Origin of the sequence: Thioclava marina (genome assembly GCF_002020135.1) — a bacterium.
Lineage (GTDB): Bacteria > Pseudomonadota > Alphaproteobacteria > Rhodobacterales > Rhodobacteraceae > Thioclava > Thioclava marina.
In genome coordinates, this window is sequence record NZ_MPZS01000002.1 from 287007 (window position 1) to 312378 (window position 25372).

General features: G+C 64.8%; 26 protein-coding genes. 11 read left to right on the top strand and 15 right to left on the bottom strand.

The window, feature by feature from the left end; genetic code table 11:
- Nucleotides 1-13 precede the first annotated feature (13 nt).
- From BMG00_RS11635 to BMG00_RS11660, 6 genes are all read right to left on the bottom strand, one after another.
- Nucleotides 14-406: a succinate dehydrogenase, hydrophobic membrane anchor protein gene (locus tag BMG00_RS11635; protein ID WP_078574450.1), complete on the bottom strand. Its 393-nt coding sequence runs from the start codon at nt 404-406 to the stop codon at nt 14-16.
- Between the two features lie 11 nt (nt 407-417).
- A complete protein-coding gene (sdhC, locus tag BMG00_RS11640; RefSeq protein ID WP_038077515.1) occupies nt 418-807 on the bottom strand; it encodes a succinate dehydrogenase, cytochrome b556 subunit in 390 nt (129 codons plus the stop codon).
- A gap of 256 nt (nt 808-1063) precedes the next feature.
- Nucleotides 1064-2098 carry a MaoC family dehydratase gene (locus BMG00_RS11645; protein WP_078574451.1) on the bottom strand — a complete coding sequence of 345 codons (1035 nt, stop codon included), beginning with the start codon at nt 2096-2098 and terminating at the stop codon, nt 1064-1066.
- The gene (locus BMG00_RS11650) at nt 2098-2304 is read right to left on the bottom strand and encodes a DUF1737 domain-containing protein (protein ID WP_078574452.1); all 207 of its coding nucleotides are present in this window, start codon (nt 2302-2304) and stop codon (nt 2098-2100) included. Before BMG00_RS11650 ends, BMG00_RS11645 begins: the two co-directional genes overlap by 1 nt.
- Before the next feature lies 1 nt (nt 2305).
- Complete coding sequence (locus BMG00_RS11655) at nt 2306-2857, bottom strand: NnrU family protein (RefSeq protein WP_078574453.1); 552 nt, start codon at nt 2855-2857, stop codon at nt 2306-2308.
- 12 nt (nt 2858-2869) lie between these two features.
- Entirely contained in the window at nt 2870-3730 is an 861-nt protein-coding gene (locus BMG00_RS11660) for an HpcH/HpaI aldolase/citrate lyase family protein (RefSeq protein ID WP_078574807.1), read from the bottom strand.
- Between the two features lie 189 nt (nt 3731-3919).
- On the opposite strand from BMG00_RS11660, the gene BMG00_RS11665 reads away from it, so the two are divergent.
- Nucleotides 3920-4231 carry a hypothetical protein gene (locus BMG00_RS11665; protein ID WP_078529940.1) on the top strand — a complete coding sequence of 104 codons (312 nt, stop codon included), beginning with the start codon at nt 3920-3922 and terminating at the stop codon, nt 4229-4231.
- Here BMG00_RS11665 and BMG00_RS11670 read toward each other — a convergent pair.
- Nucleotides 4228-4974, bottom strand: coding sequence for a sulfite exporter TauE/SafE family protein (locus BMG00_RS11670; RefSeq protein ID WP_078574454.1), 747 nt, complete (start codon nt 4972-4974; stop codon nt 4228-4230). The two genes, BMG00_RS11665 and BMG00_RS11670, sit on opposite strands and share 4 nt — an antisense overlap.
- A gap of 253 nt (nt 4975-5227) precedes the next feature.
- Between BMG00_RS11670 and mdh the strand changes: the two genes are divergently transcribed.
- Nucleotides 5228-6190: a malate dehydrogenase gene (gene mdh, locus BMG00_RS11675; RefSeq protein WP_078529942.1), complete on the top strand. Its 963-nt coding sequence runs from the start codon at nt 5228-5230 to the stop codon at nt 6188-6190.
- A 90-nt stretch (nt 6191-6280) separates the two neighbouring features.
- Here mdh and BMG00_RS11680 read toward each other — a convergent pair whose 3' ends face one another.
- Nucleotides 6281-7345: a glycosyltransferase family 2 protein gene (locus tag BMG00_RS11680; RefSeq protein WP_158521716.1), complete on the bottom strand. Its 1065-nt coding sequence runs from the start codon at nt 7343-7345 to the stop codon at nt 6281-6283.
- A gap of 236 nt (nt 7346-7581) precedes the next feature.
- Here BMG00_RS11680 and sucC point away from each other — a divergent pair, with 236 nt between their 5' ends.
- The 8 genes from sucC (at nt 7582) to BMG00_RS11720 (ending at nt 17749) form a co-directional block, all read left to right on the top strand.
- Complete coding sequence (sucC, locus tag BMG00_RS11685; RefSeq protein ID WP_078529944.1) at nt 7582-8775, top strand: ADP-forming succinate--CoA ligase subunit beta; 1194 nt, start codon at nt 7582-7584, stop codon at nt 8773-8775.
- 4 nt (nt 8776-8779) lie between these two features.
- Nucleotides 8780-9667 carry a succinate--CoA ligase subunit alpha gene (gene sucD / locus BMG00_RS11690; protein WP_078529945.1) on the top strand — a complete coding sequence of 296 codons (888 nt, stop codon included), beginning with the start codon at nt 8780-8782 and terminating at the stop codon, nt 9665-9667.
- Between the two features lie 67 nt (nt 9668-9734).
- A complete protein-coding gene (locus BMG00_RS11695) occupies nt 9735-10163 on the top strand; it encodes a hypothetical protein (RefSeq protein WP_078529946.1) in 429 nt (142 codons plus the stop codon).
- Between the two features lie 198 nt (nt 10164-10361).
- Nucleotides 10362-13316: a 2-oxoglutarate dehydrogenase E1 component gene (locus BMG00_RS11700; RefSeq protein ID WP_078529947.1), complete on the top strand. Its 2955-nt coding sequence runs from the start codon at nt 10362-10364 to the stop codon at nt 13314-13316.
- A 4-nt stretch (nt 13317-13320) separates the two neighbouring features.
- Entirely contained in the window at nt 13321-14841 is a 1521-nt protein-coding gene (gene odhB / locus BMG00_RS11705; RefSeq protein ID WP_078529948.1) for a 2-oxoglutarate dehydrogenase complex dihydrolipoyllysine-residue succinyltransferase, read from the top strand.
- A 112-nt stretch (nt 14842-14953) separates the two neighbouring features.
- Entirely contained in the window at nt 14954-15346 is a 393-nt protein-coding gene (locus BMG00_RS11710; RefSeq protein WP_078574456.1) for an MAPEG family protein, read from the top strand.
- A 49-nt stretch (nt 15347-15395) separates the two neighbouring features.
- A complete protein-coding gene (lpdA, locus tag BMG00_RS11715) occupies nt 15396-16784 on the top strand; it encodes a dihydrolipoyl dehydrogenase (RefSeq protein ID WP_078574457.1) in 1389 nt (462 codons plus the stop codon).
- Between the two features lie 122 nt (nt 16785-16906).
- Entirely contained in the window at nt 16907-17749 is an 843-nt protein-coding gene (locus tag BMG00_RS11720; RefSeq protein ID WP_158521717.1) for a tellurite resistance TerB family protein, read from the top strand.
- Nucleotides 17750-17834: 85 nt separating this feature from the next.
- Here the strand turns inward: BMG00_RS11720 and BMG00_RS11725 are convergent, their stop codons facing one another.
- From BMG00_RS11725 to BMG00_RS11735, 3 genes are all read right to left on the bottom strand, one after another.
- The gene (locus tag BMG00_RS11725) at nt 17835-18338 is read right to left on the bottom strand and encodes an acyl-CoA thioesterase (protein WP_078529952.1); all 504 of its coding nucleotides are present in this window, start codon (nt 18336-18338) and stop codon (nt 17835-17837) included.
- Between the two features lie 73 nt (nt 18339-18411).
- On the bottom strand, nt 18412-20898 hold the full coding sequence (hrpB, locus tag BMG00_RS11730; protein ID WP_078574459.1) for an ATP-dependent helicase HrpB: 2487 nt from the start codon (nt 20896-20898) through the stop codon (nt 18412-18414).
- Nucleotides 20870-21622: a DUF3108 domain-containing protein gene (locus BMG00_RS11735; protein ID WP_245795021.1), complete on the bottom strand. Its 753-nt coding sequence runs from the start codon at nt 21620-21622 to the stop codon at nt 20870-20872. Before BMG00_RS11735 ends, hrpB begins: the two co-directional genes overlap by 29 nt.
- A gap of 130 nt (nt 21623-21752) precedes the next feature.
- Here BMG00_RS11735 and meaB point away from each other — a divergent pair, with 130 nt between their 5' ends.
- Nucleotides 21753-22739: a methylmalonyl Co-A mutase-associated GTPase MeaB gene (gene meaB / locus BMG00_RS11740; RefSeq protein WP_078574460.1), complete on the top strand. Its 987-nt coding sequence runs from the start codon at nt 21753-21755 to the stop codon at nt 22737-22739.
- A 15-nt stretch (nt 22740-22754) separates the two neighbouring features.
- Here meaB and BMG00_RS11745 read toward each other — a convergent pair whose 3' ends face one another.
- The 4 genes from BMG00_RS11745 to BMG00_RS11760 all read right to left on the bottom strand — a co-directional run bounded on the left by BMG00_RS11745 (nt 22755) and on the right by BMG00_RS11760 (nt 25336).
- Nucleotides 22755-23303: a copper chaperone PCu(A)C gene (locus BMG00_RS11745; protein ID WP_078529956.1), complete on the bottom strand. Its 549-nt coding sequence runs from the start codon at nt 23301-23303 to the stop codon at nt 22755-22757.
- A gap of 180 nt (nt 23304-23483) precedes the next feature.
- Nucleotides 23484-23771, bottom strand: coding sequence for a 50S ribosomal protein L28 (gene rpmB / locus BMG00_RS11750; RefSeq protein WP_038077471.1), 288 nt, complete (start codon nt 23769-23771; stop codon nt 23484-23486).
- 181 nt (nt 23772-23952) lie between these two features.
- Nucleotides 23953-24609, bottom strand: a complete 657-nt coding sequence (locus BMG00_RS11755; RefSeq protein WP_078529957.1) for a GntR family transcriptional regulator — start codon at nt 24607-24609, stop codon at nt 23953-23955.
- 31 nt (nt 24610-24640) lie between these two features.
- Nucleotides 24641-25336, bottom strand: coding sequence for a M48 family metallopeptidase (locus BMG00_RS11760; protein WP_245795022.1), 696 nt, complete (start codon nt 25334-25336; stop codon nt 24641-24643).
- Between the last annotated feature and the right edge of the window lie 36 nt (nt 25337-25372).

Below are 25372 nucleotides of genomic sequence, written 5' to 3' on the forward strand. Positions count from 1 at the left end.
CCTCGTCCCGTTATCAGTTGCCCAGCAGAAGGCCGATGAAGACCATCTTGCCGAGTGCATAGAGTGCGGTCGCCATGATCACGTAAGCCAGCGAATGCATCGCGATCTTGAGCGCCTTGCCGGCGGTGCCGTGCACGTAGTCTTCGATCCAGACTTCGGTGCCCTTCGCGAAGTGCTGCATGCCGACGATCACGATCAGCGCGGTCAGGATCGCCGGGAAGGGGCTCGCGAAGGTGGAGATCACGGTCTGCTGGTCAGCGCCCAGCGTGGTGCCGACGATGAAGAGCCAGGTCGGAATCATGAAGGCAAGCGCCACGGCGGATGCCGACATCCACCAGTGATGCTCGGTACCGGTGCCCGAGGCACCTTTGCCAACGGCGCGTTTGCGGTCGGTGAGGTAACGCATCTCGGCCTCCGTTACAGATGAATGATGATGAGGGTCAGCGCGGTCAGCACGACCGAGCCGATGATGCAGACCCAGCCGAGCATTTCGGCGGTCTTGATGTCCATGTAGCGGCCGGTATCCCAGATCAGGTGACGGATCCCTGCAAGGTAGTGATACCAGACGCCCAGCAGCGACAGGGTGAAGACCAGATCGCCGAACCAAGAGGTCGCGATCGCGTTCACGAAGTCGAAATAGGCGGGGCTGGTCGCCGCGGCGAGCAGCCACCAGACGAGCAGCAGCACGCCGACGATGATCCCGTTGCCGGTGATCCGCGTCATGATCGACGAGAACGACGTCATCTGCGGGCGGTAGATTTGAAGGTGCGGGGAAAGCGGGCGCTCAACCTGTTTCACTTCAGCCATGATCGGTCCCTTTGTTCGCTGGGCTCGACACAAGCAGCGCCCCATGAACGGGGTCCGGGCTTGCGCGGAGCTGGCCGGAATTGGGTTTGTTACTAACGCAATTTTCCCCCAAGTCACGCGCTCAGAGCATGAAAAACTGTGATTTGCGCTCAAACAGGGGTGAAAAATTCGCTTTGTGATCACATAAATTCTGAGCGTGATCACATGTTACCGCTCGCGGAGGCCGCAGCCCCCGCGAGTGAGTCTCCCGCCGCGATCAGGTCGGCATCAGCGCCCAGTAATCGAGATCGAGCAGCACTTCGGGCAGGTATTTCCCGTCCTCGCCCTTATAGGCGAACTCACTCGCACCCTGTTTCGTGGCGACCAGCCGCAGCCGGATCGCGCCGACGCCGGGAATGTCGGTCTCGGCGCGGTCGAGCACTTCCGACCAGGCCTTCACCGTATCGCCCGAGAAGCAGGGATTGGCATGTGCGCCGCCATTGAGCGCCACGATCATCTGCGCGTTGGCCAGTCCGTTGAACGAGAGCGCGCGGGCCATCGAGATCACATGCCCGCCATAGATCAGGCGCTGGCCATCCTCGCGGAAGGTGGCGTCGAAATGCACCTTGGCGGTGTTCTGCCACAGCCGGGTGGCGATCATGTGCTCGGCTTCCTCGATCGTGACGCCGTCCACATGGTCGATCTTCTCGCCAATCTCGTAATCGCCCCAGCGATGCGGTTCGCCCGCGAGGTCGAAATCGTAGCCTTCGAAACTCAGCCCCTCAGGGATAACCAGATCCTCAGGGGCCACGACCTTGGCCAGTTCGGGCAGCACGGTCTCGGGTGCGGGGGCCTCGAAGTCGCGTTTGCGCACCATTACCCAGCGCACATATTCCAGCACGACCTCATCCATCTGGTTGAAGCCGCGGGTGCGGACATAGACCACCCCGGATTTGCCGTTCGAGTTCTGCTTAACCCCGATCACTTCGCTTTCGGAGCGCAGCGTATCGCCCGGATAGACCGGCTTGATCCAGCGACCTTCCGCATAGCCAAGGTTCGCCACCGCATTGAGCGAGACATCCGGCACCGTCTTGCCGAAGACGACGTGGAAGGCGATCAGATCGTCGAGCGGCGAGCCCTCGAGCCCGCAGGCAGCCGCGAACTCGTCCGAGGAATAGAGCGCGTGACGTGCCGGATAGAGCGCGTGATAGAGCGCGCGCTCCCCTTCCGCGACGGTGCGCGGCACCGCGTGGCGGATCACGTCGCCGATCTTGTAATCCTCGAAGAAACGGCCCGGATTGGTCTTGCCCATCATTGCTCTCCCAGCTTCATGTCGGGGTGATATTCGCCCGCGATTTCCTTGGTCACGGCCTGCGCGCAACGCATCACGCCCTTCGCCTGATCGAAGGCGTATTGCGGATCGCCATGCAGCGCCCAGCCCTTCGAGAGCGCGAGGCTGACCTTGTGGCAAAAGGCCGAGGTGTCGTCTTCGGTAAGCAAACGATAGATCAGTGCCATGTTACGCCCCGAAAACCGCGTAGCCGAACCAGTAGTGGATGCCCGCGATCGCGCCATAAAGGATCAGCGTGCCGACGATGCCACCGATTTCCTTACCGATATTGACCTGCGGGTTGGGCTTGGCGGGCTTGCTCTGCTTGTTGATCAGGATCACCTCCAGCACCGCCCAGGCCAGCAGACCGCCGAACAGGATGATCCCCGGCAGGGTCGGATTGACCAGAAGATGCGCGAGCGCCCAGGTCTTTACCCCGGTCAGCTGCGGGTGGCGGATCTTGCCGCTGAGCCACAGTTTCATGCCCGAGACCGCGAACAGATAGACCGCGAACAGCATCAGCAGGTTGTTGACGCCTTTAAGCGCCGCGTTCGGCGTCCAGAGATAGAAAACCGGATCGGCAGCGCGCCAGCCGATGAACATCAGCACGACGCTGATCAGAACGAGTGCGGCCACCATCGGACGCTCCGCGCCCTTGAGCGCGCGCCGGAAGCCCGGGAAGATCCGTTTCGCGAGATGTGCCAGCGACCAGATCAGGACGCCGAGGATGAGAAGTGCCATTGCGATTGCCTCTTAGCTGCCAAGCGCGGCAATCGCCTCCGCCTTGGCGAGGATCTGCCGCGCGGTGACGATATGCAGATTCTCCACGATCTTACCATCCACGACCGCAACCCCCTGCCCCGCGGCCTCGGCCTCTTCGAAGGCCGCGATCTGACGCTTGGCGAGATCGATCTCGGCTTCCGAAGGCGCGAAGGCGGCGTTGCAGACCGTCAGTTGCGCCGGGTGGATCAGCGTCTTGCCGTCAAAGCCCATGTCGCGGCCCTGATCGCATTCGAATTTCAGGCCCTCGTCATCTTTGAACGCGTTGTAGACGCCATCGACGATGATCTTGCCATGAGCCTTGGCCGCCAGCAGGCACAGGCCCAACCCCGCCTGCATCGGCAGACGGTCGGCGCGGAAGCGGCTCCCGAGTTCCTTCGCGAGATCGTTGGTGCCCATCACCATCCCCTCGAGCCGCGGATGCGCGGCGATGGCGCCTGCGTTGAGCATCCCCAACGCGGTCTCCATCATCGCCCAGAGAGACACGCCCGGGATCAGATCGGCCACCGCGTCCAGATCCCCCGTCGTCGAGACCTTCGGGATCAGGATCGCATCGACCTTGGCGCCTGCGCGGATCGCCTCGGCAAAGGCGAGGATGTCTTCGCGACCCCAGTCGGTGTCGAGCCCGTTCACCCGCACAATCCGCATCCGCGGGCCGTAATCGGCCTCGGCCAGCGTCTTCGCCAGCAGCGCGCGGGCATTCACCTTCTCGTCAATGGCAACGGCGTCCTCGAGATCGAAGATGATCGCATCACAGGCCAACCCCGTGGCTTTCTCCAGCGCACGCTCTTTCGAGCCGGGAATGTAGAGCACGGAACGGGTGGGGCGGGCCATTTGATTCTCCATCTCGCAATTTTCTTTCGCCAGATCGCACAAACGAGACAGAATCGGCAAGCCCCGATTTGCCGCAACGCAGAAAAATCGCCTCTTTGCGGGACGCTGCGCGGAGCTCGCGTGGGAGGTTAACCCTATTTTCGCATCTCGCGGCGCAGGTTCGGGACTTCTGTGACGAAAGGGCGCGTTATGCTGCAAAAGATGATCGGCCTCTCCCTCGGCTTCGCTTTGGTGGTTGCGCTTGCGCAGCGCGCGCCCGCCGAAACCGCCTCTTGCGGCCAGCGCGCCGATCTCGTGTCCCAACTCCAAACCCGCTATCTCGAGACCCGCCGCGCCATCGCGCTGGCGGAAAACAACGCGGTGCTTGAGATCTTCGCCTCCGAAAGCGGGAGCTGGACAATTCTCGTTACGCGCGCGAACGGGCAAAGCTGCCTGATCGCCTCGGGAGAGGCCTTCGAAGCGCTTGCCGAAACGCTGCCGGCTCAGGACACCGCGCTCTAGGCGAAAATCGCCTGGTGGATCAGCTTTAGAGAAATCAGCAGCAGCGCCCAGATCACGATCTTGTAGAAGATCTCGGTGGGCATCCGCTTCACCAGCCAAACCCCGAGAAACACCGCTCCCGAGGCCGGAACGGCGAGGATCATCGCCGTGCCCAACGAATCCCAATTCACCTCGCCCAAAGCGATGTAGGGGCCGAGCTTCGCCAGATTCACATAGGAAAACAGCACCGTCGCTGTGCCCGCGAAGACCTGCTTGGGGAGGTTGAGGGGGATCGTGTAGGTCTGAAAGGGCGGCGCGCCGGAATGGCTGACGAAGCTGGTGAAGCCCGCAATCGTGCCCCAGAACAGCCCCGGCGCGACCTTCGCCTCCTGGCGCGCGCCGGGCCGATGCCGGAACAGCGCGTTGAGCGCGAACACCGCACCGATCGTCCCCACCATCAGCGTCACCCAACGCTCGGACACGATCTCGGCGGTGGCCCAGCCAATGCCGATCCCGATCGTCGTGGCGGGAATCATGATCGCGAGCACACGCCGGTCGAACGCCTTGCGATAGGCCCAGAGGCCGAACATGTCCGCGACGATATAGACCGGCAGCAAGAGCCCCGCGGCCGCGACCGGATCCATCACCATCGCCAACACCGGAACCGAGATCGATGCCGCCATCGGGATACCGCCCTTCGACAGGCCGACCATCACCGCAGCAAGAAGTGCCAGGGCCCAGCCCGTCACACTCAGTTCCAACATCGCGTTTTCTCCTCCCGATCGAGAATCGCCCTCCCCGACCGTTGTCCCTGAGTTGCATGGGGACGGGTCGAAGGGAACCGCGACCCCGAAAAGAGAATGTAAGCAAAGTCCGAAAGCGGACCGCTTCGGCATACATTTGCATACATTTTTTCGTTTCCGCGCCCCGCCGCAGCGCAGCACCCTTGCCCTTTGGGAACCAAAGAGCTAGTTGAACCGCGTCAGATTTACCCAATCCACCCACCCGGAGGACCAAATGGCCAGACCCAAGATCGCCCTTATCGGCGCCGGTCAGATCGGCGGCACGCTCGCTCATCTCGCCGCCATCAAGGAACTCGGCGACGTCGTGCTGTTCGACATCGCCGAAGGCACGCCGCAAGGCAAAGCCCTCGACATCGCGGAATCGGGCCCCTCCGAAGGCTTCGACGGCACCTTCAAGGGTACCAATGATTACGCCGACATCGCGGGCGCAGATGTCTGCATCGTCACCGCCGGCGTTCCGCGCAAGCCGGGCATGAGCCGCGACGACCTGCTGGGCATCAACCTCAAGGTCATGAAGTCCGTCGGCGAAGGCATTGCCGCGCACGCGCCCAACGCATTTGTGATCTGCATCACCAACCCGCTCGACGCGATGGTCTGGGCTCTGCAGCAGTTCTCGGGCCTGCCGGCCGAGAAAGTCGTCGGCATGGCCGGCGTGCTCGACTCCGCGCGTTTCCGCCACTTCCTGTCGGTCGAATTCGGCGTCTCGATGCGCGACGTCAACGCCTTCGTGCTCGGCGGCCACGGCGACACGATGGTGCCGCTCGCCCGCTACTCGACCGTTGGCGGCATCCCGCTGCCCGACCTGGTCGAAATGGGCTGGACCACCCAGGAGAAGCTCGACGCGATCATCCAGCGCACCCGCGACGGCGGCGCCGAGATCGTCGGCCTGCTGAAGACCGGCTCGGCTTTCTACGCCCCGGCGACCTCGGCGATCGAGATGGCGGAAGCCTACCTGAAAGACCAGAAGCGCGTCCTGCCCTGCGCAGCCTACGTCAAAGGCGCGCTCGGCCTCGACGGTCTCTATGTCGGCGTGCCGACTGTGATCGGCGCTGGCGGCATCGAGAAGGTCATCGACATCAAGCTCAACAAGGACGAGCAGGCGATGTTCGACAATTCGGTCAACGCGGTGAAGGGCCTCGTGGAAGCCTGCAAGGGCATCGACAGCACCCTCGCCTGATCGAAAATCAAGCCTGATCCGAATTTGGGGCGCGCCTTCGGGCGCGCTCTTTGCGTTTTCTGGCCGGCGAGTCCGTCAGGGCGATGATGGTCACGCTGAACTGACGAGCGGCTCGGGGTCAAAGCCAAACGCGTCGTGCAGCCGGCCGATCAGATCCGCCTCGTGACGGATCAGCGCGCGATCGAACCCTGCTGGGCTCAGATCGACCTTATCTCCAAAGAGCGCGTGTGTTTCCTCGGCGATGGCCAGCTGCGGGCGGATCAACAGCTCATGCGCCGCCAGTTCCTCGGCTTCGTAATCGCGCAGGCCCTGGACGTCCCACCACAGCCGCATCAGCTCATCGGGATCTTCGGCGCGCAAGGCGGCCTCGTTGAACTGGGCGGTGCGCGAATTGACATAGGGCACCGGCTGCCCCGTCACCTTGGTCGTCACCCGACGCAGCATCTTGAGCAGGAAATGCAGCGGCGTAAGCCCGTCGAAATGCATCAGCCGCGCGTTGTAGCTGGGTCGATAGGGCAGATCGTTGACCGTGCTGTCCCAATGGCTGAGCGGGAAATGCACCCCGATCGCATAGCCGCGCCCCGAGCGCACCACCGGCTTGCCCGCGACATGGCCTGCAAGCCCCTTGTGCAGGTAGCGCGCGCGCAAACCATAGAACAGCAGCCCTTCCTCGGCGAAACCATCCCAGCGTCGGCGGAAGGCACCCGCGAAGATATCGGCGCCGGGCGCCTTGCTCAGATAACAGCGCTCGTCCACCTCGAGCCGCAGCCACGCCTTCTGCTCCCCGGTCTTGGCCAGTTCCCATTCGAGCGGGCGCGCGAGGCTCACGAACTCGTCCGCATCGCAATGGATGAGCCAATCCAGATCGGTTTCGGCCAGGGTCCGGGTCGCATTGTATTTCTGCCGTCCCTGATGGCGCGCCGGTCGCTTGTTGCGCCAGCCCCGCGCCCAGCCATCTTCGCCCGAATGGTGGACGAACACGCCGTCGACCCCGCCGATCAGAGCCTCGGCCTCGGGGTTGGGCCGGTCGAAGAACACATGAACCTCGCTCGCCCCGATCGCGCGGTGATGCGCGACATAGGCCGCGACCAGCGCTGCGGGCTCATCCACGGTGGCCACGACGCCCCAGCGCGGCATCTCTTCACTTTGCGTCATACGCCTGTCATGCTTCGACTGTCCCTTTCCCGCAACTGACTCGATTTTCGCGAGTCGTGCCAGTGCCCGCATGCCACACTGCAGCATTTTGGCATTTGTGATCACACATTTTGAGCCTGTGATCACATATGTCGTTTTTTCAGGCCGAGCGAGGCGAATTGTCGCGATTTCAGTTTGAGTGAAGTCTCAAAGCGCCTAGAACCCCTGCAAATCGCACCAGCATGGGGTATCCAAGGATGAATATCCACGAATATCAGGCCAAACAGCTCCTCAAGAGCTACGGCGCTCCGGTCTCGGATGGCCGCGTCGTTCTCAAGGCTGAAGAAGCCAAAACCGCCGCGAGCGAGCTCGACGGCCCGCTCTGGGTCGTGAAGGCTCAGATCCACGCCGGCGGCCGTGGCAAAGGTCACTTCAAGGAGCCCGAAGCGGGTGAAAAGGGCGGCGTTCGCCTCGCCAAGTCGGTCGAAGAGGCCGAGACGCTGGCCAAGCAGATGCTCGGCAAGACCCTGGTGACGCACCAGACCGGTCCGGCCGGCAAGCAGGTCAACCGCATCTATATTGAAGACGGCTCGGACATCTCGCGCGAGCTGTATCTCGCGCTGCTCGTCGACCGCGCCACCTCGCGCATCTCGATCGTCGCCTCGACCGAAGGCGGCATGGACATCGAGGAAGTCGCGGCCTCGACCCCCGAAAAGATCCTGAGCTTCTCGATCGACCCGGCCACGGGCTACCAGGCCTTCCACGGCCGTCGCGTCGCGTTCTCGCTGGGCCTCGAAGGCCCGCAGGTCAAGCAGATGGTCGCGCTGCTCGGCAATCTCTACCGTGCCTTCACCGAGAAGGACATGGAGATGCTCGAGATCAACCCGCTGATCGTGATGACCGACGGCAATCTCAAGGTTCTCGACGCCAAGCTCGGCTTCGACGGCAACGCCGTCTACCGCCACTCGGACATCGCCGCGCTGCGCGACGAGACCGAAGAGGATCCGAAAGAACTCGAAGCCTCCAAGTACGACCTCAACTACATCGCGCTCGATGGTGAGATCGGCTGCATGGTGAACGGTGCGGGCCTCGCGATGGCCACGATGGACATCATCAAGCTCTACGGCGCCGAGCCCGCGAACTTCCTCGACGTCGGCGGCGGCGCCACGAAAGAGAAAGTGACCGAGGCGTTCAAGATCATCACGTCGGATCCGAACGTCAAAGGCATCCTCGTGAACATCTTCGGCGGCATCATGCGCTGCGACATCATCGCCGAGGGCGTTATCGCCGCGGTCAAGGAAGTCGGCCTGCAGGTCCCGCTCGTCGTGCGCCTCGAAGGCACCAACGTCGAGAAGGGCAAGGAAATCATCGCCAATTCCGGCCTCAACGTCATCGCCGCCGACAACCTGTCGGATGGCGCAGAGAAAATCGTCAAAGCGGTGAAGGGCTAATATCATGGCAGTTCTCGTCAACGAAAACACCAAAGTCATCTGTCAGGGCTTCACCGGCTCGCAGGGCACGTTCCACTCGGAGCAGGCGATCGCTTACGGCACCAAGATGGTCGGCGGCGTGACCCCGGGCAAAGGCGGTCAGAAGCACCTCGACCTGCCGGTCTTCAACTCGGTGCACGAAGCCAAGGCCGTGACCGAAGCGAACGCGACCGTGATCTACGTCCCCCCGCCCTTCGCGGCCGACTCGATCCTCGAGGCGATCGACGCGGAAATGGAACTGATCGTCTGCATCACCGAGGGGATCCCGGTCCTCGACATGATGAAGGTCAAGCGCGCGCTGATCGACTCCAAGTCGCGCCTGATCGGCCCGAACTGCCCCGGTGTCATCACGCCCGACGCCTGCAAGATCGGCATCATGCCCGGCCACATCCACAAGCGCGGTTCGGTCGGCGTCGTGTCGCGCTCGGGCACGCTCACCTATGAGGCCGTGAAGCAGACCACCGACATGGGCCTCGGCCAGTCGTCGGCCGTCGGCATCGGCGGTGACCCGATCAAGGGCACCGAGCATATCGACGTGCTCGACATGTTCCTCGACGATCCGGAAACCCAGTCGATCATCATGATCGGTGAAATCGGTGGTTCGGCGGAAGAAGAAGCCGCGGAATTCCTCGCCGAGCAGCGCAAGAAGGGCCGCTGGAAGCCGACCGCTGGCTTCATCGCGGGCCGCACGGCACCTCCGGGCCGCCGCATGGGCCATGCCGGCGCGATCGTCTCGGGCGGCAAGGGCGATGCAGAGTCGAAGATCGAAGCCATGAAATCGGCCGGTATCGTCGTCGCTGACAGCCCCGCCACGCTCGGCGAAGCCGTGATGAAGGCGATCAAGGGCGAATAAGCCCGAACTGAAGACAAGCGGGGCCGCGTTCGCGCGGCTCCGGTCTCACGAGGAAAGGACCGGACCCATGCCACTCGCCAGAGCACGGCGCACCACCCGCCCGCTTACGGGGCTGGTTGCTTGCGCTCTGCTCGCAGGTTGCGTGGAGAGCCGGTCCGCCTCGATCGGGCCGGGGGGCACTCTCGCTCCCGCAGGCGCGCAGGCCTCTGATCTGACTGCGCATGCCCCTGCCCCGGCCGTGCCGCGCGACGAGCGTTCGCACGGCATGTTCCAGACCCTGACGGGCATCAATGGCGACGCGGTCGCGGCCGTTCAGCTCGGCACGAAACCCGCCTATGTCTGGTTCGATCCCGTCGCAGCCCAGCCCGGCACGGTTGATCAGGCCCCGACGCGGATCTGCGCGAAGCGCGGCAGCCCGGTGCAAAGCTCTTACATCACGCGTCCGGAGGACAATGCTCCGGGGGTGCAGGTGCTCGTCGTGGAGTGCCTGTCATGATGTGCCGCACGCCGGAGTTCCCTGCCATGCCCTGCTCCGCTCAAATCCACATTGTCCCGTTTGCCGTTGCGTGCCCCCTTGCGATCGCACCGGGCGGCAACCACGTGACACCCGATATCGCACCCCCGCTCACACACGCGGCCCATCCCTGACCGGACCGCCACACAGTTTGATGTTCACCGCACCGAGGTGAGGAAAATGACAGACCAATCCCCCAACGACCAGTTCAATGCCTCGCAGTTCCTGCAAGGCGCGAATGCCGAGTACGTGGAGCAGCTCTATGCGAAATTCGTCGAGGATCCTTCCTCGGTCGATACCGCTTGGGCCGCGTTCTTCGCCTCGCTCGGCGATCCCGATCAGGATGTGAGGAAATCCGCCACGGGCGCGAGCTGGGAACGCACGGACTGGCCGCCGGTCGCCGCCGATGACCTCACCGCCGCGCTGACCGGCGAATGGCCGGTGATGGCAGAGGGCAAGGCCGCTGGCGAGAAGATCAAGAAGAAGGCCGCCGAGGCGGGTATCGCGCTGGACGAAGCGGCGGTCAAACGCGCCGTGCTCGACTCGATCCGTGCCCTGATGATCATCCGCGCCTACCGGATCCGCGGCCATCTGAACGCCGATCTTGATCCGCTGGGCATGCGCGAGCATGAGCATCACCCCGAGCTCGACCCCAAGAGCTACGGCTTCACCGATGCCGACATGAATCGTCCGATCTTCATCGACAACGTGCTCGGCCTCGAGATTGCGTCGATGCGCCAGATCATCGACGTGCTCAAGCGGACCTATTGCGGCACCTTCGCGCTGCAATACATGCATATTTCCGACCCCGAGCAATCGGCCTGGCTGAAAGAGCGCATCGAAGGCTACGGCAAGGAAATCACCTTCACCAAGACCGGCCGCCGGGCGATCCTCAACAAGCTCGTCGAGGCGGAAGGGTTCGAGAAGTTCCTGCACGTCAAATACATGGGCACCAAGCGGTTCGGCCTCGACGGTGGCGAAGCGCTGATCCCGGCGATGGAGCAGATCATCAAGCGGGGCGGCCAGCTCGGTCTCGAAGAGATCGTGGTCGGCATGCCGCACCGCGGCCGCCTCTCGGTACTCGCGAACGTGCTGCAAAAGCCCTACCGCGCGATCTTCCACGAATTCCAGGGCGGCTCGTTCAAACCCGAGGACGTGGACGGCTCGGGCGACGTGAAATATCACCTCGGCGCGTCGGCCGACCGTGAATTCGATGGCAACAAGGTCCACCTGTCGCTGACGGCGAACCCCTCGCACCTCGAAGCGGTGAACCCCGTCGCGCTCGGCAAGGTGCGCGCCAAGCAGGACCAGCTCAACGATCAGGAGCATCGCACCAAGGTGCTCTCGGTTCTGCTGCATGGCGATGCGGCTTTCGCGGGCCAGGGCGTCGTGGCCGAGTGCTTCCAGCTCTCGGGCATCCGCGGCCACCGCACCGGCGGCACGATCCATATCGTCGTGAACAACCAGATCGGCTTCACCACCGCGCCGCACTTCTCGCGCTCCTCGCCCTATCCGACCGACATCGCCCTGATGGTGGAAGCCCCGATCTTCCACGTGAACGGCGACGATCCGGAGGCCGTCGTGCACGCTGCCCGCGTCGCGATCGAGTTCCGCCAGAAGTTCCACAAGGACGTTGTCCTCGACATCTTCTGCTACCGCCGCTTCGGTCACAACGAAGGCGACGAGCCGATGTTCACCAACCCGGTGATGTACAAGTCGATCAAGACCCACAAAACGACGCTGCAGCTCTACACCGAACGTCTCGTGGCTGACGGGCTGATCCCCGAAGGCGAGATCGAGGACATGAAGGCCGCCTTCCAGTCGCACCTGAACGAAGAGTTCGAAGCCGGGAAGGTCTTCAAGCCCAACAAGGCCGACTGGCTCGATGGCCGCTGGTCGGGCATGGAGCAGGAGAAGGGCGAATACGAGCCCGGCAGCACCGCAATCGCGCCCGACACGTTCCAGGAGGTCGGCAAGGCGCTCGTGACCGCGCCCGATGGCTTCGCGATGCACAAGACCGTCACGCGTCTGCTCGAAAACAAAAAGCAGATGTTCGAGACCGGGACCGGCTTCGACTGGGCAACCGCAGAGGCGCTCGCCTTCGGCTCGCTGGTGACCGAGGGCTACCCGGTGCGCCTGTCGGGTCAGGACGCGACGCGCGGCACCTTCTCGCAGCGTCACTCCGCCTTCATCGACCAGAACACCGAAGACCGCTACTACCCGCTCAACAATATCCGTGAGGGGCAGGCGCGCTACGAGGTGATCGACTCGATGCTCTCGGAATATGCGGTGCTCGGGTTCGAATACGGCTACTCGCTGGCCGAGCCGAAGGCGCTCACGCTCTGGGAAGCCCAGTTCGGCGATTTCGCCAACGGTGCGCAGATCATGTTCGACCAGTTCATCAACTCGGGCGAACGCAAATGGCTGCGCATGTCGGGCCTCGTCTGCCTGCTGCCGCACGGCTTCGAAGGTCAGGGCCCCGAGCACTCCTCAGCGCGTCTCGAGCGCTACCTTCAGCTCTCGGCGGAAGACAACTGGATCGTCGCGAACTGCTCGACGCCGGCCAACTACTTCCACATCCTGCGCCGCCAGATCCATCGCGACTTCCGCAAGCCTCTGATCCTGATGACGCCGAAATCGCTGCTGCGTCACCCCAAATGCGTGTCGAAGGCCGAGGAGTTCACCACCGGCTCCACCTTCCACCGCGTTCTGTGGGACGATGCCGAGATGGGCAATTCGGATCTCAAGCTGAAGTCGGACGACAAGATCAAGCGCGTCGTGATCTCCTCGGGCAAGGTCTATTACGACCTGCTCGCGCAGCGCGACGAACGTGGCCTCGACGATGTCTACCTGCTGCGTCTGGAACAGTTCTACCCGTTCCCCGCCCAGGCGATGACCAAAGAGCTCACCCGCTTCAAGGATGCCGAGATCGTCTGGTGCCAGGAAGAGCCGAAGAACCAGGGCGCCTGGTCCTTCGTCGAACCCTATATCGAATGGGTTCTGGCCAAGATCGACGCGAAACACGGACGTGCGCGCTATGCTGGTCGCGCGGCCTCGGCCTCGCCCGCAACGGGTCTGGCCAGCCGCCACAAGGCCGAGCAGGACGCGCTCGTCAACGATGCACTGGAGGGTTGAACCGATGTCCACTGAAGTCCGCGTTCCCACGCTCGGAGAGAGCGTCACGGAAGCCACCGTCGCCACCTGGTTCAAGAAACCGGGTGATGCGGTCGCCGCCGACGAGATGCTCTGCGAGCTCGAAACCGACAAGGTGACGGTCGAGGTTCCCTCGCCCGCCGCCGGCACGCTTGGCGAGATCGTCGCCGCCGAAGGCGACACGGTGGGCGTTGCAGCCCTTCTCGCCACGATCGAAGAGGCGGGGGCTGCGGCCGCCGCTCCGAAGCAGGAAGACAAACCGGCGGCGGCAGCCGCCCAACCCCAATCGAATGAGGGAAAGATGGTCGATGTGATGGTGCCCAGCCTTGGTGAATCGGTCACCGAGGCAACGGTTTCGACGTGGTTCAAGAAGGTCGGCGACACGGTCGCGGCCGATGAGATGCTGTGCGAACTCGAGACCGACAAGGTCTCGGTCGAGGTTCCCGCCCCCGCCGCGGGCGTGCTGACCGAGATCGTCGCCGCGGAAGGCACGACCGTCGACGCCTCGGCCAAGCTCGCCGTGATCTCCGAGGGCGCCTCGGCTGGGGCTGCTGCACCCGCCGCCGCCGCTCCGGCCGAAGCCGCTCCGGCGTCGGCTGGCGGGAAAGACGTCGAAGATGCGCCTTCGGCCAAGAAGCTGATGGCCGAGAAGGGCATCGACCCGGCCTCGGTTCAGGGCTCTGGCAAGGATGGCCGGATCATGAAGGAAGATGTGGCCAAGGCGGCCGACGCTCCGAAACCGGCGACCGTCGCCGTGGCCCCGGCCCCGGCGCAGGCTCCGCGCGGGCCGGTCAATGCAGACGATGCCAGCCGCGAAGAGCGCGTGAAGATGACCCGCTTGCGCGCGACCATCGCCAAGCGTCTCAAGGACAGCCAGAACACCGCCGCGATGCTCACCACCTATAACGAGGTGGACATGTCGGGCGTGATGAACCTGCGCAACGAGTACAAGACCCTCTTCGAGAAGAAGCACGGCGTCAAACTCGGCTTCATGTCCTTCTTCGTGAAGGCCTGCTGCCACGCGCTCAAGGAAGTGCCGGAAGTCAACGCAGAGATCGACGGCAACGAGATCGTCTACAAGAACTATGTCCATATGGGCGTGGCGGTGGGCACGCCCAATGGTCTCGTCGTGCCGGTCGTGCGTGACGCCGACCAGCTGAGCTTCGCCTCGATCGAGAAGCAGATCGCCGAATACGGCGTGCGTGCGCGCGACGGGAAGCTGTCGATGGCCGAGATGCAGGGCGGCTCCTTCACCATCTCGAACGGTGGCGTCTACGGCTCTCTGATGTCCTCGCCGATCCTCAACCCGCCGCAATCGGGCATCCTCGGCATGCACAAGATCCAGGAGCGCCCGATGGTCGAAAACGGCCAGATCGTCATCAAACCGATGATGTATCTCGCGCTGAGCTACGACCACCGCATCGTCGACGGCAAAGGCGCCGTGACCTTCCTCGTGCGCGTCAAGGAAGCGCTGGAAGACCCGCGCCGCCTGCTGATGGATCTGTAAAGACAGGAACGAAGGCGGCACTCCCTGCCCCTTCCTCTTGGTCCAAATATCCCCGGGGGGTCCGGGGGGGGCAGGCAGCCCCCCGGTCCGCCCTCTCCACCGGGAGCGACACATGACCCCCGAACTCACCACCCTCGCCCTTGCGCTGCTTCTCCATCTCGGCCTGATGGTCGCCTATTCGATCAAGGCCAATACCGAGCTGGGCACGCGCTACCCGCTGAGCCCGCGCGACAAGGCCGCACCTGAGATATCGGTCCTGCTGGGGCGGTTGCAGCGCACGGTGAACAACTCCTTCGAGGGGTTGATCCTCTTCACCCCTGCGGTGCTGATCGTGGTGCTCTCGGGCCAGGCCGATCAGACGACGGCGGGCGCGGCGGTCTGCTTCCTGATCGCGCGCGTCCTCTATATCCCGGCCTATCTGATGGGGCTCGTGCCCTGGCGCTCGCTCGTCTGGGGCTTTTCGTTTTTCGCAATCCTGGCGCTGGTCGTGGCCGCGCTGATCTGAACACCCGCGCGGGTCTCCGCGCGCCAAAGACTTCTAAGGAGCAAGACCAATGGCAGACTATGATGTGATCGTGATCGGCGGCGGCCCGGGCGGCTATGTCTGCGCCATCCGCTGCGCGCAGCTGGGCCTCAAGACGGCCTGTGTCGAGGGCCGCGAGACCCTGGGCGGCACCTGCCTCAACGTGGGCTGCATCCCCTCGAAAGCGCTGCTGCACGCCACCCATTCGCTGCACGAGGCCGAGCACAACTTCGCCAAGATGGGCCTGAAGGGCAAAGCTCCCTCGGTCGACTGGAAGCAGATGCAGGCCTACAAGCAGGACGTGATCGACGGCAACACCAAGGGTATCGAGTTCCTGTTCAAGAAGAACAAGATCGACTGGCTCAAGGGCTGGGGCTCGATCCCGGCTGCCGGTCAGGTGAAGGTCGGCGACGAGGTCCACAACGCGAAGAGCATCGTTATCGCGACCGGCTCCGAGCCCGCCTCGCTGCCCGGCATCGAGATCGACGAGAAGACCGTCGTGACCTCGACCGGTGCGCTCTCGCTGCCGAAAGTGCCGAAGTCGATGGTGGTGATCGGCGCGGGCGTCATCGGCCTTGAGATGGGCTCGGTCTATGCCCGCCTCGGCGCCGAGGTGACCGTGGTCGAGTATCTCGACGCGATCACCCCCGGCATGGATGGCGAGGTTGCCCGCAACTTCCAGAAGATCCTGTCCAAGCAGGGCCTCAAATTCGTGCTCGGCGCCGCCGTGCAGGGTGTCGAGGTCAAAGGCGGCAAGGCGACCGTCAAATACCAGCTCCGCAAGGACGAGAGCGAGGCCACCCTCGACGCCGAAACCGTGCTCGTCGCGACGGGCCGCAAGCCCTACACCGATGGCCTCGGTCTTGAGGGCGCGGGCGTCGAGATGCTGCCGCGCGGTCAGATCAAGACCGACGCGCATTGGGCGACCAATGTGAAGGGCATCTACGCGATCGGCGACGCGATCGTCGGCCCGATGCTCGCGCACAAGGCCGAGGACGAGGGCATGGCGGTGGCCGAGGTCATCGCCGGCAAGCACGGCCACGTCAATTACGACGTGATCCCCGGCGTGATCTACACCACCCCCGAGGTCGCCTCGGTCGGCAAGACCGAAGAAGCGCTCAAGCAGGAGGGCCGCGCCTACAAGGTCGGCAAGTTCTCCTTCATGGGCAATGGCCGCGCCAAGGCGGTGTTCCAGTCGGAAGGCTTCGTGAAGCTGATCGCGGACAAGGAAACCGACCGCATCCTCGGCTGCCACATCATCGGCCCCGGCGCCGGCGACCTGATCCACGAGATCTGCGTGGCGATGGAATTCGGCGCCTCCGCGCAGGACGTGGCGCTGACCTGCCATGCCCACCCGACCTTCTCGGAGGCAGTGCGCGAGGCGGCACTGGCTTGCGGTGACGGTGCGATCCACGCCTGATTGAGGGTCGCCCGGTAAACAATTGCCGGGTTAGAGCCCTATTCAGGCCGCAAATGACAGCGACTCTCGATAGGCCCGTGGCGTCTCGCCCGGGCCTATTTGAGTTTGAGTTGGAGCCTGTCATGCACCCCAGATCCATTCCGGCGCTCGTTCTCCTTGCGGCGCTGGCGACCACGGCGACACAGGCCGAAGCCCGCGGCAGGCTCGGTCATAGCGAGTTTCTCGAATTCGTCGCCGCCATCCCGCTCCCAGATCCGGACGGCAAGGGCGCATTGTCGCTCTGCGCGCTGAAGACGAAAAACCATGTATTCGGCATTCCGATCTATTACAGCCCCGATGGCTACGCGATGGCCGCGGGCAAATGCGACGCAGGGCAATATTACCCCATCACGGCCGAAAAGCTCGCAGCGGGCAAGCAGGCGGGGATCTTCCCGGCCGATCTGCCCGACGAGCCTCAGCTCAGCACGGCGCAGAAGATGAACGGCTATATCACCTTCGGTGCGATCGGTTTTCTCCTGCTGATGCTGCTGCGCGCGCGGCTGGGCCAGGGTCGGGCCGCAAAGCCGCGCAAAGCTGCGCTCGGAGCGCTCCCCCCGGTCGCGCAGCGCATCGCGGATGTGACCTGCGCGATGGCCAAGGCCGATGGCGCGGTCAGCCCCCACGAGGTCGCCACGATCGCAAGCATCGTCACAAGGCTGACCGGAGAAGACTGCGATCCGCGCCTGATCGCCGAAATCGCGGAGATGTCGCGCAGCGATCTGCAACCGGCGGATTTCCGAGCCCTCGGCAAGGGGCTGAAAACCGAGGCGAAAGAGCTGGTGCTGCGTGCCGCGATGCTGGTCGCGATGGCCGATGGGAAATTCGAGAAAGCCGAGATCGCCTTCATCTCGCAGCTCTCCAAGGCCTTCAAGATCTCGCCCGAGCGTCGCACCGCACTGCTGCATGGCTCTGCCGTGCCCGCTTGAGAGGCAAGTGCCACACAAGACAAGGGGCGGCACGGAGGCCGCCCCTTGTCGTTCGGAAGGCACGATGACAAAGCGCCTGGCGGCCTCAATCCTCGTCGTGATCGGCCGCAGCTTCCATCTTAGCGGCGAATTCCCGGCGCAGTGCCCGGCGCAGCTCGGCCGCGTGCCAGCGGTGCTTTTCTTCCTTCGTCGCGGGCTCCAGTTTGGGCACTTCGGCGGGTTTGCCGTTTTCATCCACCGCGACCATCGTGAAATAGCAGCTATTGGTGTGGCGCCGCGTGCCGGCGGTGATGTTCTCGGCCTCGACCCGAATACCGACCTCCATCGAGGTGCGCCCGGTATGATTCACGCTGGCCCGAAACGTCACCAGCTCGCCCACATTGATCGGTTGCTGGAAGGTCACCTGATCGACGCTCAGCGTCACCGCGTAGCGCTGCGAGTAGCGCGAGGCGAGCGAGAACGCGACCCGGTCGAGCCAGTTCAGCAGCGCGCCCCCGTGAACCTTGCCGGAGAAATTCGCCTGATCTGGCGTCATCAGCACGGTCATCACGAGGCGCTTGCGGTCCTCGAAGCTCAGCGTTTCGGTCATGGATGTCCCTCGTCATTTTCGCGCGATTTGGCCCAAAGCGGGGCACAGGGTCAATCAGGGCAAATGCGCGCACTCACTTTCGGGGCTTGGCGCGCAGGGTCGGATCCGCCTCGCGCGGGTCCTCGGGCCAGGGGTGCTTGGGGTAGCGCCCGCGCATATCCTTGCGCACATCGGCATAAGATCCCGCCCAGAACCCCGGCAGGTCCATCGTGACCTGAATGGGCTTGTGGCCGGGCGATAGCAGCGTGATCCGCAGCGGCAGGCGTTTCGGACCGACCGTGGGATGGGTCGTGACGCCGAACATCTCCTGCAGGCGGATCTCGATGCCGGGCGCCTCGCCCGCGTAGTCGATGGGGACGCGGCGGCCCAGCGGCGTTTCGAAATGCGCCGGTGCAAGGCGGTCCACCAGCTGCATCTGCTCCCAGTCGAGCGCCGCGCGCAACGCATCGGTCAGGTCCAGCTTGCGCAGATCGGCCTCGGTCCGGGCCTTGCCAAGGTAGGGCAGCAGCCAGTCCTCGGCAGAGGCGAGCAGCCCCTCATCGGAGAAATCGGGCAGGTCGGCCCCCTGCCCGCGCAACAGCTCCACCCGCGCCTGCAAGCGGCGCGCGGCCGCGCTCATCGGCAGCCCGATCTGGCGCAGCCCGGCCAGCGCGCCATGAGCCAGCGCCTCGCGCGGGGCGTCCTTCCAGACGCGATCGTCGAGCACAAGCGCCCCGAAGCGCTCCTGCCTGCGCGCGATCACCCGGCCCTCGCGTTTCGACCAGTCGCAGACGTCCTCCCAGGCGATCTGGTCGGCATAGAGGCGACGCAGTTCGGCCTCGGAAATCGCGATGCCCTGCCGCACTTTCGCCTCGCGCGGGTCGCCGTCGAGATCGCTCACCACGATCAGCCTTTGCGCCCCCAGCGGATCGCCCTCGGCCACAACCGCCCCCTTGCCACCCGAAAGCACAAAGCGCGGCGCATCGCCCTTGCGGCGCAGGCCCACACGATCAGGGTATGCGAGCGCGAGCTGCTCGGCGGGGGAATAGCTCTCACGCGTGTCGGGCGCGAGACGGGCGAGACGCTTCGCCTCGGAGCGGATACGTTCGATCGTGCCGCGATGGGGCGTGTAGGGGTGGCGCGCCTCGAAGCGTTTGGGATCGCGAACGGCACTGAGGCGCAGGGTCAGATCGGCGGGCGCGCCGCGCAGCGGATCACGCTCGGCCAACAGCGCGGCAAGGGGCGCGGCCTCCGCACCCGCCGTCAGCAGCATATGGCCAAGCCGCGGATGCAGCGGCAGTTTCGCGAGCCTGCGCCCGTGCTCGGTGATCAGCCCGGATTTCAGCGCGCCCAATTCCTCCAGCAGCGCGCGCGCCTCGGCCATCGCATGTGCAGGCGGCGGGGTCAGGAAGGCCAGATCCTCGCCATCGCTGCCCCAGACCGCGAGTTCCAGCGCCAGCCCCGTCAGGTCCGCCACCTCGATCTCGGGCGGGGCGAAGGCGGGCAGTGCCCCTTCCGCGCCCTTGGTCCAAAGCCGGTAACAGATCCCCTCGGCCACGCGCCCCGCACGGCCCCGGCGCTGCTCGGCCTCGGCACGGCTCACGGGCTCAGTCACCAGCCGCGCCATACCGGAACTCGGATCGAACCGCGCGCGCCGCGCCTTGCCGCCGTCGATCACGACGCGGATATCCTCGATCGTCAGCGAGGTCTCGGCGATGGCGGTGGCCAGCACCAGTTTGCGCCCCGAGGGTGCGGGCGCGATGGCGGCGCGTTGGGCGGCGAACTCCATCGCCCCGAACAGAGGCCTGATCGCGATATCATCGGGCAAGCGCCCCTTCAGTAGCCCCTCGACGCGGCGGATCTCACCCTCGCCCGGAAGGAAGGCCAGCAGGCTGCCGCTCGTCGCCCCGGCGGCCTCCACGATCAACCCCGCCATCGCCGCCTCGAAGCGCATCGAGCTATCCACCGGACGATCCAGCCAGCGCGTCTCGACCGGATAGGCACGCCCCTCGGATACCACGATCGGCGCATCGTCCAGCAACGCCGCCACCGGCTCGGCATCGAGCGTCGCCGACATCACCACCAGCGCCAGATCGGGCCGCAGCGCGCCGCGCACCTCCCAGGCCAGCGCCAGCCCGAGATCGGCATTGAGCGAGCGTTCGTGAAATTCATCGAAGATCACGCAGCCGATGCCGGACAGCTCCGGGTCCGATTGCAGCACGCGGGTCAGGATGCCCTCGGTCACCACCTCGATCCGGGTGGTTTTCGAGACCTTCGCTTCGCCCCTGATCCGGTAGCCGACCGTCTCGCCCACCTTCTCGCCCAAGGTCTCGGCCATCCGTTCGGCGGCGGCGCGCGCGGCCAACCGGCGCGGCTCGAGCATCACGATCCGGCCTTCAACCTGATCGAGCAGCGCCAGCGGCACGCGCGTCGTCTTGCCCGCCCCGGGAGGCGCCATCAGCACCGCGCGGCCATGCGCCAACAGCGCCGCCCGCAGCTCGGGCAGCACCGCATCAATCGGAAGGGAGAGGTTGTCCTTGCTCACCCGGCCCTTATCGCCGAGTGAGGCGGCCTTTTCCATAGATCGTATCGGTTTCGATCCGGTCGACCTGCAAACCGCCCTTAGCGCTCGGATCGTAATAGAGGGTGAAGGCGAAGCGGCTCTTCTCCTTCATGTCCTTCTCCGAGAAGCCCTCGAGCCTGCGATACTCGCCCGAGCAGACGAGCCCCTTGCCATCGGGCTTGGGATCGAACAGGCGCACCTGAGACCGCCGCGCCCCGTCATACATCTTCACGTCAAGCTTGCAGGCCTCGTCGCGCGGCACGTCGCGCAGCACCGCATAAAGCGCGGTCAGCGGGTCGACCGTGCCGCCCTGTTTCGCCGGATCGACGTCGCGGTCCTTGGGCTTGCGCGGCGGCACGCGGCTGACCGAAACCGGGGTGCCGTTGTTGTAGATGATCTCATGGCGGGAATCGCGGTTCGGCGCGTCATCCACCTCGGTATATTTGAGCGGGGTAAACCGGCCATCCGCGAACAGGCCCGAAACGCTTGCGGTGAACTTGATCTTGCGCAGGAAGCCCACGAGCCCCGCTGTCTGCAACACGCCGTTCGCGCCATAGGCGCCCTCGGTGATCTTGCCATTGATCGAAAGTTCGCCCGCGCGGATACCCTTGAGCTCCACGTCGAAAACGATCCGGTCGCTCTGATCGGCGCGCGCCGGCACGGCGGCAATCGGCGTTGCGAGCATGGCCGCGGCCACGACACCGGCGAGCGGCCGGGAGATGCGGGTCAGAAGAGAGGTCATTGCTTTGTTCACCTCGGGAATTTTCCATTCGCTCTGGACATAGGTCGCAGGGTGAAGGCAAGTAACCGATAAGTCTTCACGTCTCATGTCAGTTTTGACACGAAAGCAAAAAATCAGCGAAAGCCCGCCGATGAGTGACCAAAGCCCCGCCGATCTCGCCACCCGCATCCTCGCCGCCGACCGCAGGGCCCTTGCCCGCGCGATCACACTGGTGGAATCGGGGCGCGCCGAGCACCGCGCGAAGGCCACGGCGCTGCTGGACGAACTGGCCAGCGAAGGGCGTCAGGCGCTGCGCATCGGGCTCTCGGGCACGCCGGGCGTCGGCAAATCGACCTTCATCGAGGCGTTCGGGATGATGCTGACCGCCAAGGGGCTGCGCGTCGCGGTGCTGGCGGTCGATCCCTCCTCGGCGCGCTCTGGCGGCTCGATCCTCGGCGACAAGACCCGGATGGAGCGCCTCTCGCGCGATCCCAACGCTTTTATCCGTCCCTCACCCTCGCAAGCCCATCTCGGCGGTGTCGCGCGGCGCACCCGCGAGGCGGTGAGCCTGTGCGAGGCCGCAGGCTTCGACGTGGTGCTGATCGAGACCGTGGGCGTCGGCCAGTCCGAGACGCTGGTGGCTGAGATGGTGGATCTCTTCGTTCTGCTGATGGCGCCCGCGGGCGGCGACGAGCTGCAGGGCGTCAAACGCGGCATCATGGAGATGGCCGACCTGATCCTCGTGAACAAGGCCGATGGCGATCTGAAACCGGCAGCAATGCGCACGGTGGCCGATTACGCGGGCGCTCTGCGCCTGCTGCGCAAACGCCCTCAGGATCCCGAGGGGTTCCCCAAAGCGCTGCCCGTCTCGGCGATCGAGGAACACGGGCTGGAAAAGGCCTGGGAAGAGATGCAGACTCTCGCCGAATGGCGCCGCGCGAACGGGCATTTCGACCGCCGCCGGGCCGAGCAGGCGCGCCATTGGTTCGAAGCCGAGGTGCGCGAGGGGCTGCTGGCACGGCTGCGCGAAGACCCGCAGATCCGCGCGAAGATGACCGAGCTCGGCGATGCAGTGGCCGATGGGCAGAACGCGCCTTCGGCGGCGGCGGCCACGATGCTGGAGTTGCTGCACGGCTAGGCCGCCGCGCAAGCCTCACATATCGCTTTCGGTTTTGCCAAGCTGCGGATCGCCATGGGTGATCTCGCCGTGGGTCATGCCGCCATGGCTGACCTCACCATGGGTGACCGGATCGTCTTGCGTCATGTCCTGACCGCGTTCGAGATCCACAGGCACATCGAGCACCATCGTTCCCGCCTTCTCGAAGACCAGCGTAAGGCGCACCAGATCGCCCTGATGGATCGGATGGCCAAGCCCCATCATCATCACGTGATCGCCGCCACGGGCCAGCAGATGCCCCCCATGGGCGGGGATCGGAAAGCCGCCCTCGACCTCACGCATCTGCATCTCGCCATTGGGACCGACCTGATGGGTGTGCAGCTCGACCCGCGCCGCGAGATCGGAACTGGCCGAGACGAGCCGGTCGTCGCGATCGGTAGTGTTGCGGATATCCATGAAGGCCGCTGCCGATTTCGCGATCGGGCTGGAGCTGCGCACATAGGCGTCGACGATTTCGATTTCGTCGGCGAAGGCGGGCATGGCGATCGTGCAGGCGGCCGCCAGCATCAGGAATTTGCGGATCATAGGGGTGTCCTCCTCATGGCCCCTCCTCTGTCGGAAGGTGGCCGGTTCGCGCGTGGCCCTCAAGCTAGCGCGTCGCGCAAGGCGATGCAAAGCCAAGACCGACCTGGCATCCTCCGCGCATGGCAAAAGCCCCGCCGGGACAACCAGCGGGGCCTTCGCAATCTTGTCGGATCACGAGGATCAGGCGGCAGCCTGGGCCTTTTCGATCGCTTTCTTGATCTTCAGCGCCTTCGCCGACAGCTCTTCGTTCTTCGCCTTGGCGAGGAACGCGTCGAGACCGCCGCGATGGTCGACCGAACGCAGGCCGGCCGCGGAGATACGCAGCTTGAAGCTCTGGCCCAGGACGTCCGAGATCAGGGTGACATCGTTCAGGTTCGGCAGGAAGCGGCGACGCGTCTTGTTGTTCGCGTGGCTCACTTTGTTGCCCGTGGTCGGGCCCTTGCCGGTCAGTTCGCAAACGCGCGACATGGCATTCTTCCTTCGTTTCTTTCCCGGCCAGCCCACGCGAATCGCGCTCCGGCCCCAACATCAAAGGGCGCCGTCTGGCAGCGCCCGAAAATCCGTTGGCGCGGAATAAGGCCAAACCTGCTCCGCGTCAAGTCGCTCAAGCCGTTTTTATGGAGGTATGGGGACCTTTGATCGCCCTGTTTTACCAGCCCCGCTGCGCCAGATGGCGCAAACCCTGCGTCACATCGGTGCGCACGGCCAGCCTCAGCGCCGGTTCGTCCCCTGCCCTGAGAGCTGCGAGAATCATCCGGTGATGGCGCGGCGGCTCGTTGCGCTGCACCTTGTTGTAGAGCGCGCGCATCGTCGGGCCGAGTTGCAACCAGACCGTCTCGATCACCGCCAGCATCGCGGGCGCCTGAGCACGCAGGTAGAGCGTGCGGTGAAATTCGAGGTTGGTGCGGATATAGCCCACCGCATCCTGTTTCGCGACAGCTTCGGCATTGGCCACATTGACCGCGCTGAGGCGGTCGATCAGTGCGAGGTGGGCACGCGGCAAGGCCCGCGCCGACAGTTCCGGTTCGATCAACGCCCGCAAGGCGGCCAGCTCCTCGATGCGCTCGTTCGACAGCTCCGGCGTTGTCACCCGCCCCGAGCTCGACAGCGTCAGCGCCCCTTCCGCCACCAGCCGCCGCAGCGCCTCCCGCGCGGGCGTCATCGAAACATTGTATTGCTTGCCCAGCCCCCGCAGCGTCAGCGCCGTGCCGGGCAACAGCTCGCCTACCATGATCTGCTGGCGCAGGTTCCGGTAAAGCCGGTCATGCGCAGCCGTTTCAATCGGACGGGTGGTAATCGTGGTCATGGCGCTTTTGTGATCACGTTTGCAGCGTCCGTCAATCGCGAAACCGGATTGCATGGAGCGCAGAGCCCTCGCGCTTGAGCCAGGCGCGCTCGGCTTTGAACCCCGGACGCAGCTCTGCCACGACGCGCCAGAAAGCGGGCGAATGGTTCATCTCCGCGAGATGCGCGACCTCGTGGGCCGCGACGTAATCGAGCACCTCCGGCGGCCCCATGATCAGCCGCCAGCTGTAGGAAAGCGCCCCCGAGGCGCTGCACGACCCCCAGCGCGAACGGGTGTCGCGCAGGGTAATCGAGGAGAAGGGCCGGCCAAGCTGGCCCGCATATCTCTCGCTTGCCGCTTGCAGCCGCACCCTCGCGGCATGTTTGAAAAAGGTCTCGAGCCGCACCCCCAGCCGCGCCGGATCCTCGGGCGCGATCAGCCGCTCTCCCTCGATGCGCGGCGCGCGCAAGGCCCCGGGCTCGATGCGCAGCGCCCGCCCTTCGAAGGGGATCTCGACACCGAATCGCACCTGTCGCACCGGCGCGACCTCGTCGAGCACCTTGCGCAACCAATCGGTCTGCGCCCGCGCGAATGCCAGCGCCGCGCGCTCGCTCGCGCCGCGCGGGATCGTCAGCGCCACGCGCCCGTCGACCCGCGAAACCCGCAGCGAGAAGCGCCGCGCCTTGCCCGAGCGGCGCAGGACCAGCTCCAGATGGGGCAGCTCGGGAATGTGCGGTTCGCGGGGCAATGTCTCTCCCTTGGGCGGGCCGCGCAGTCGCAGCCC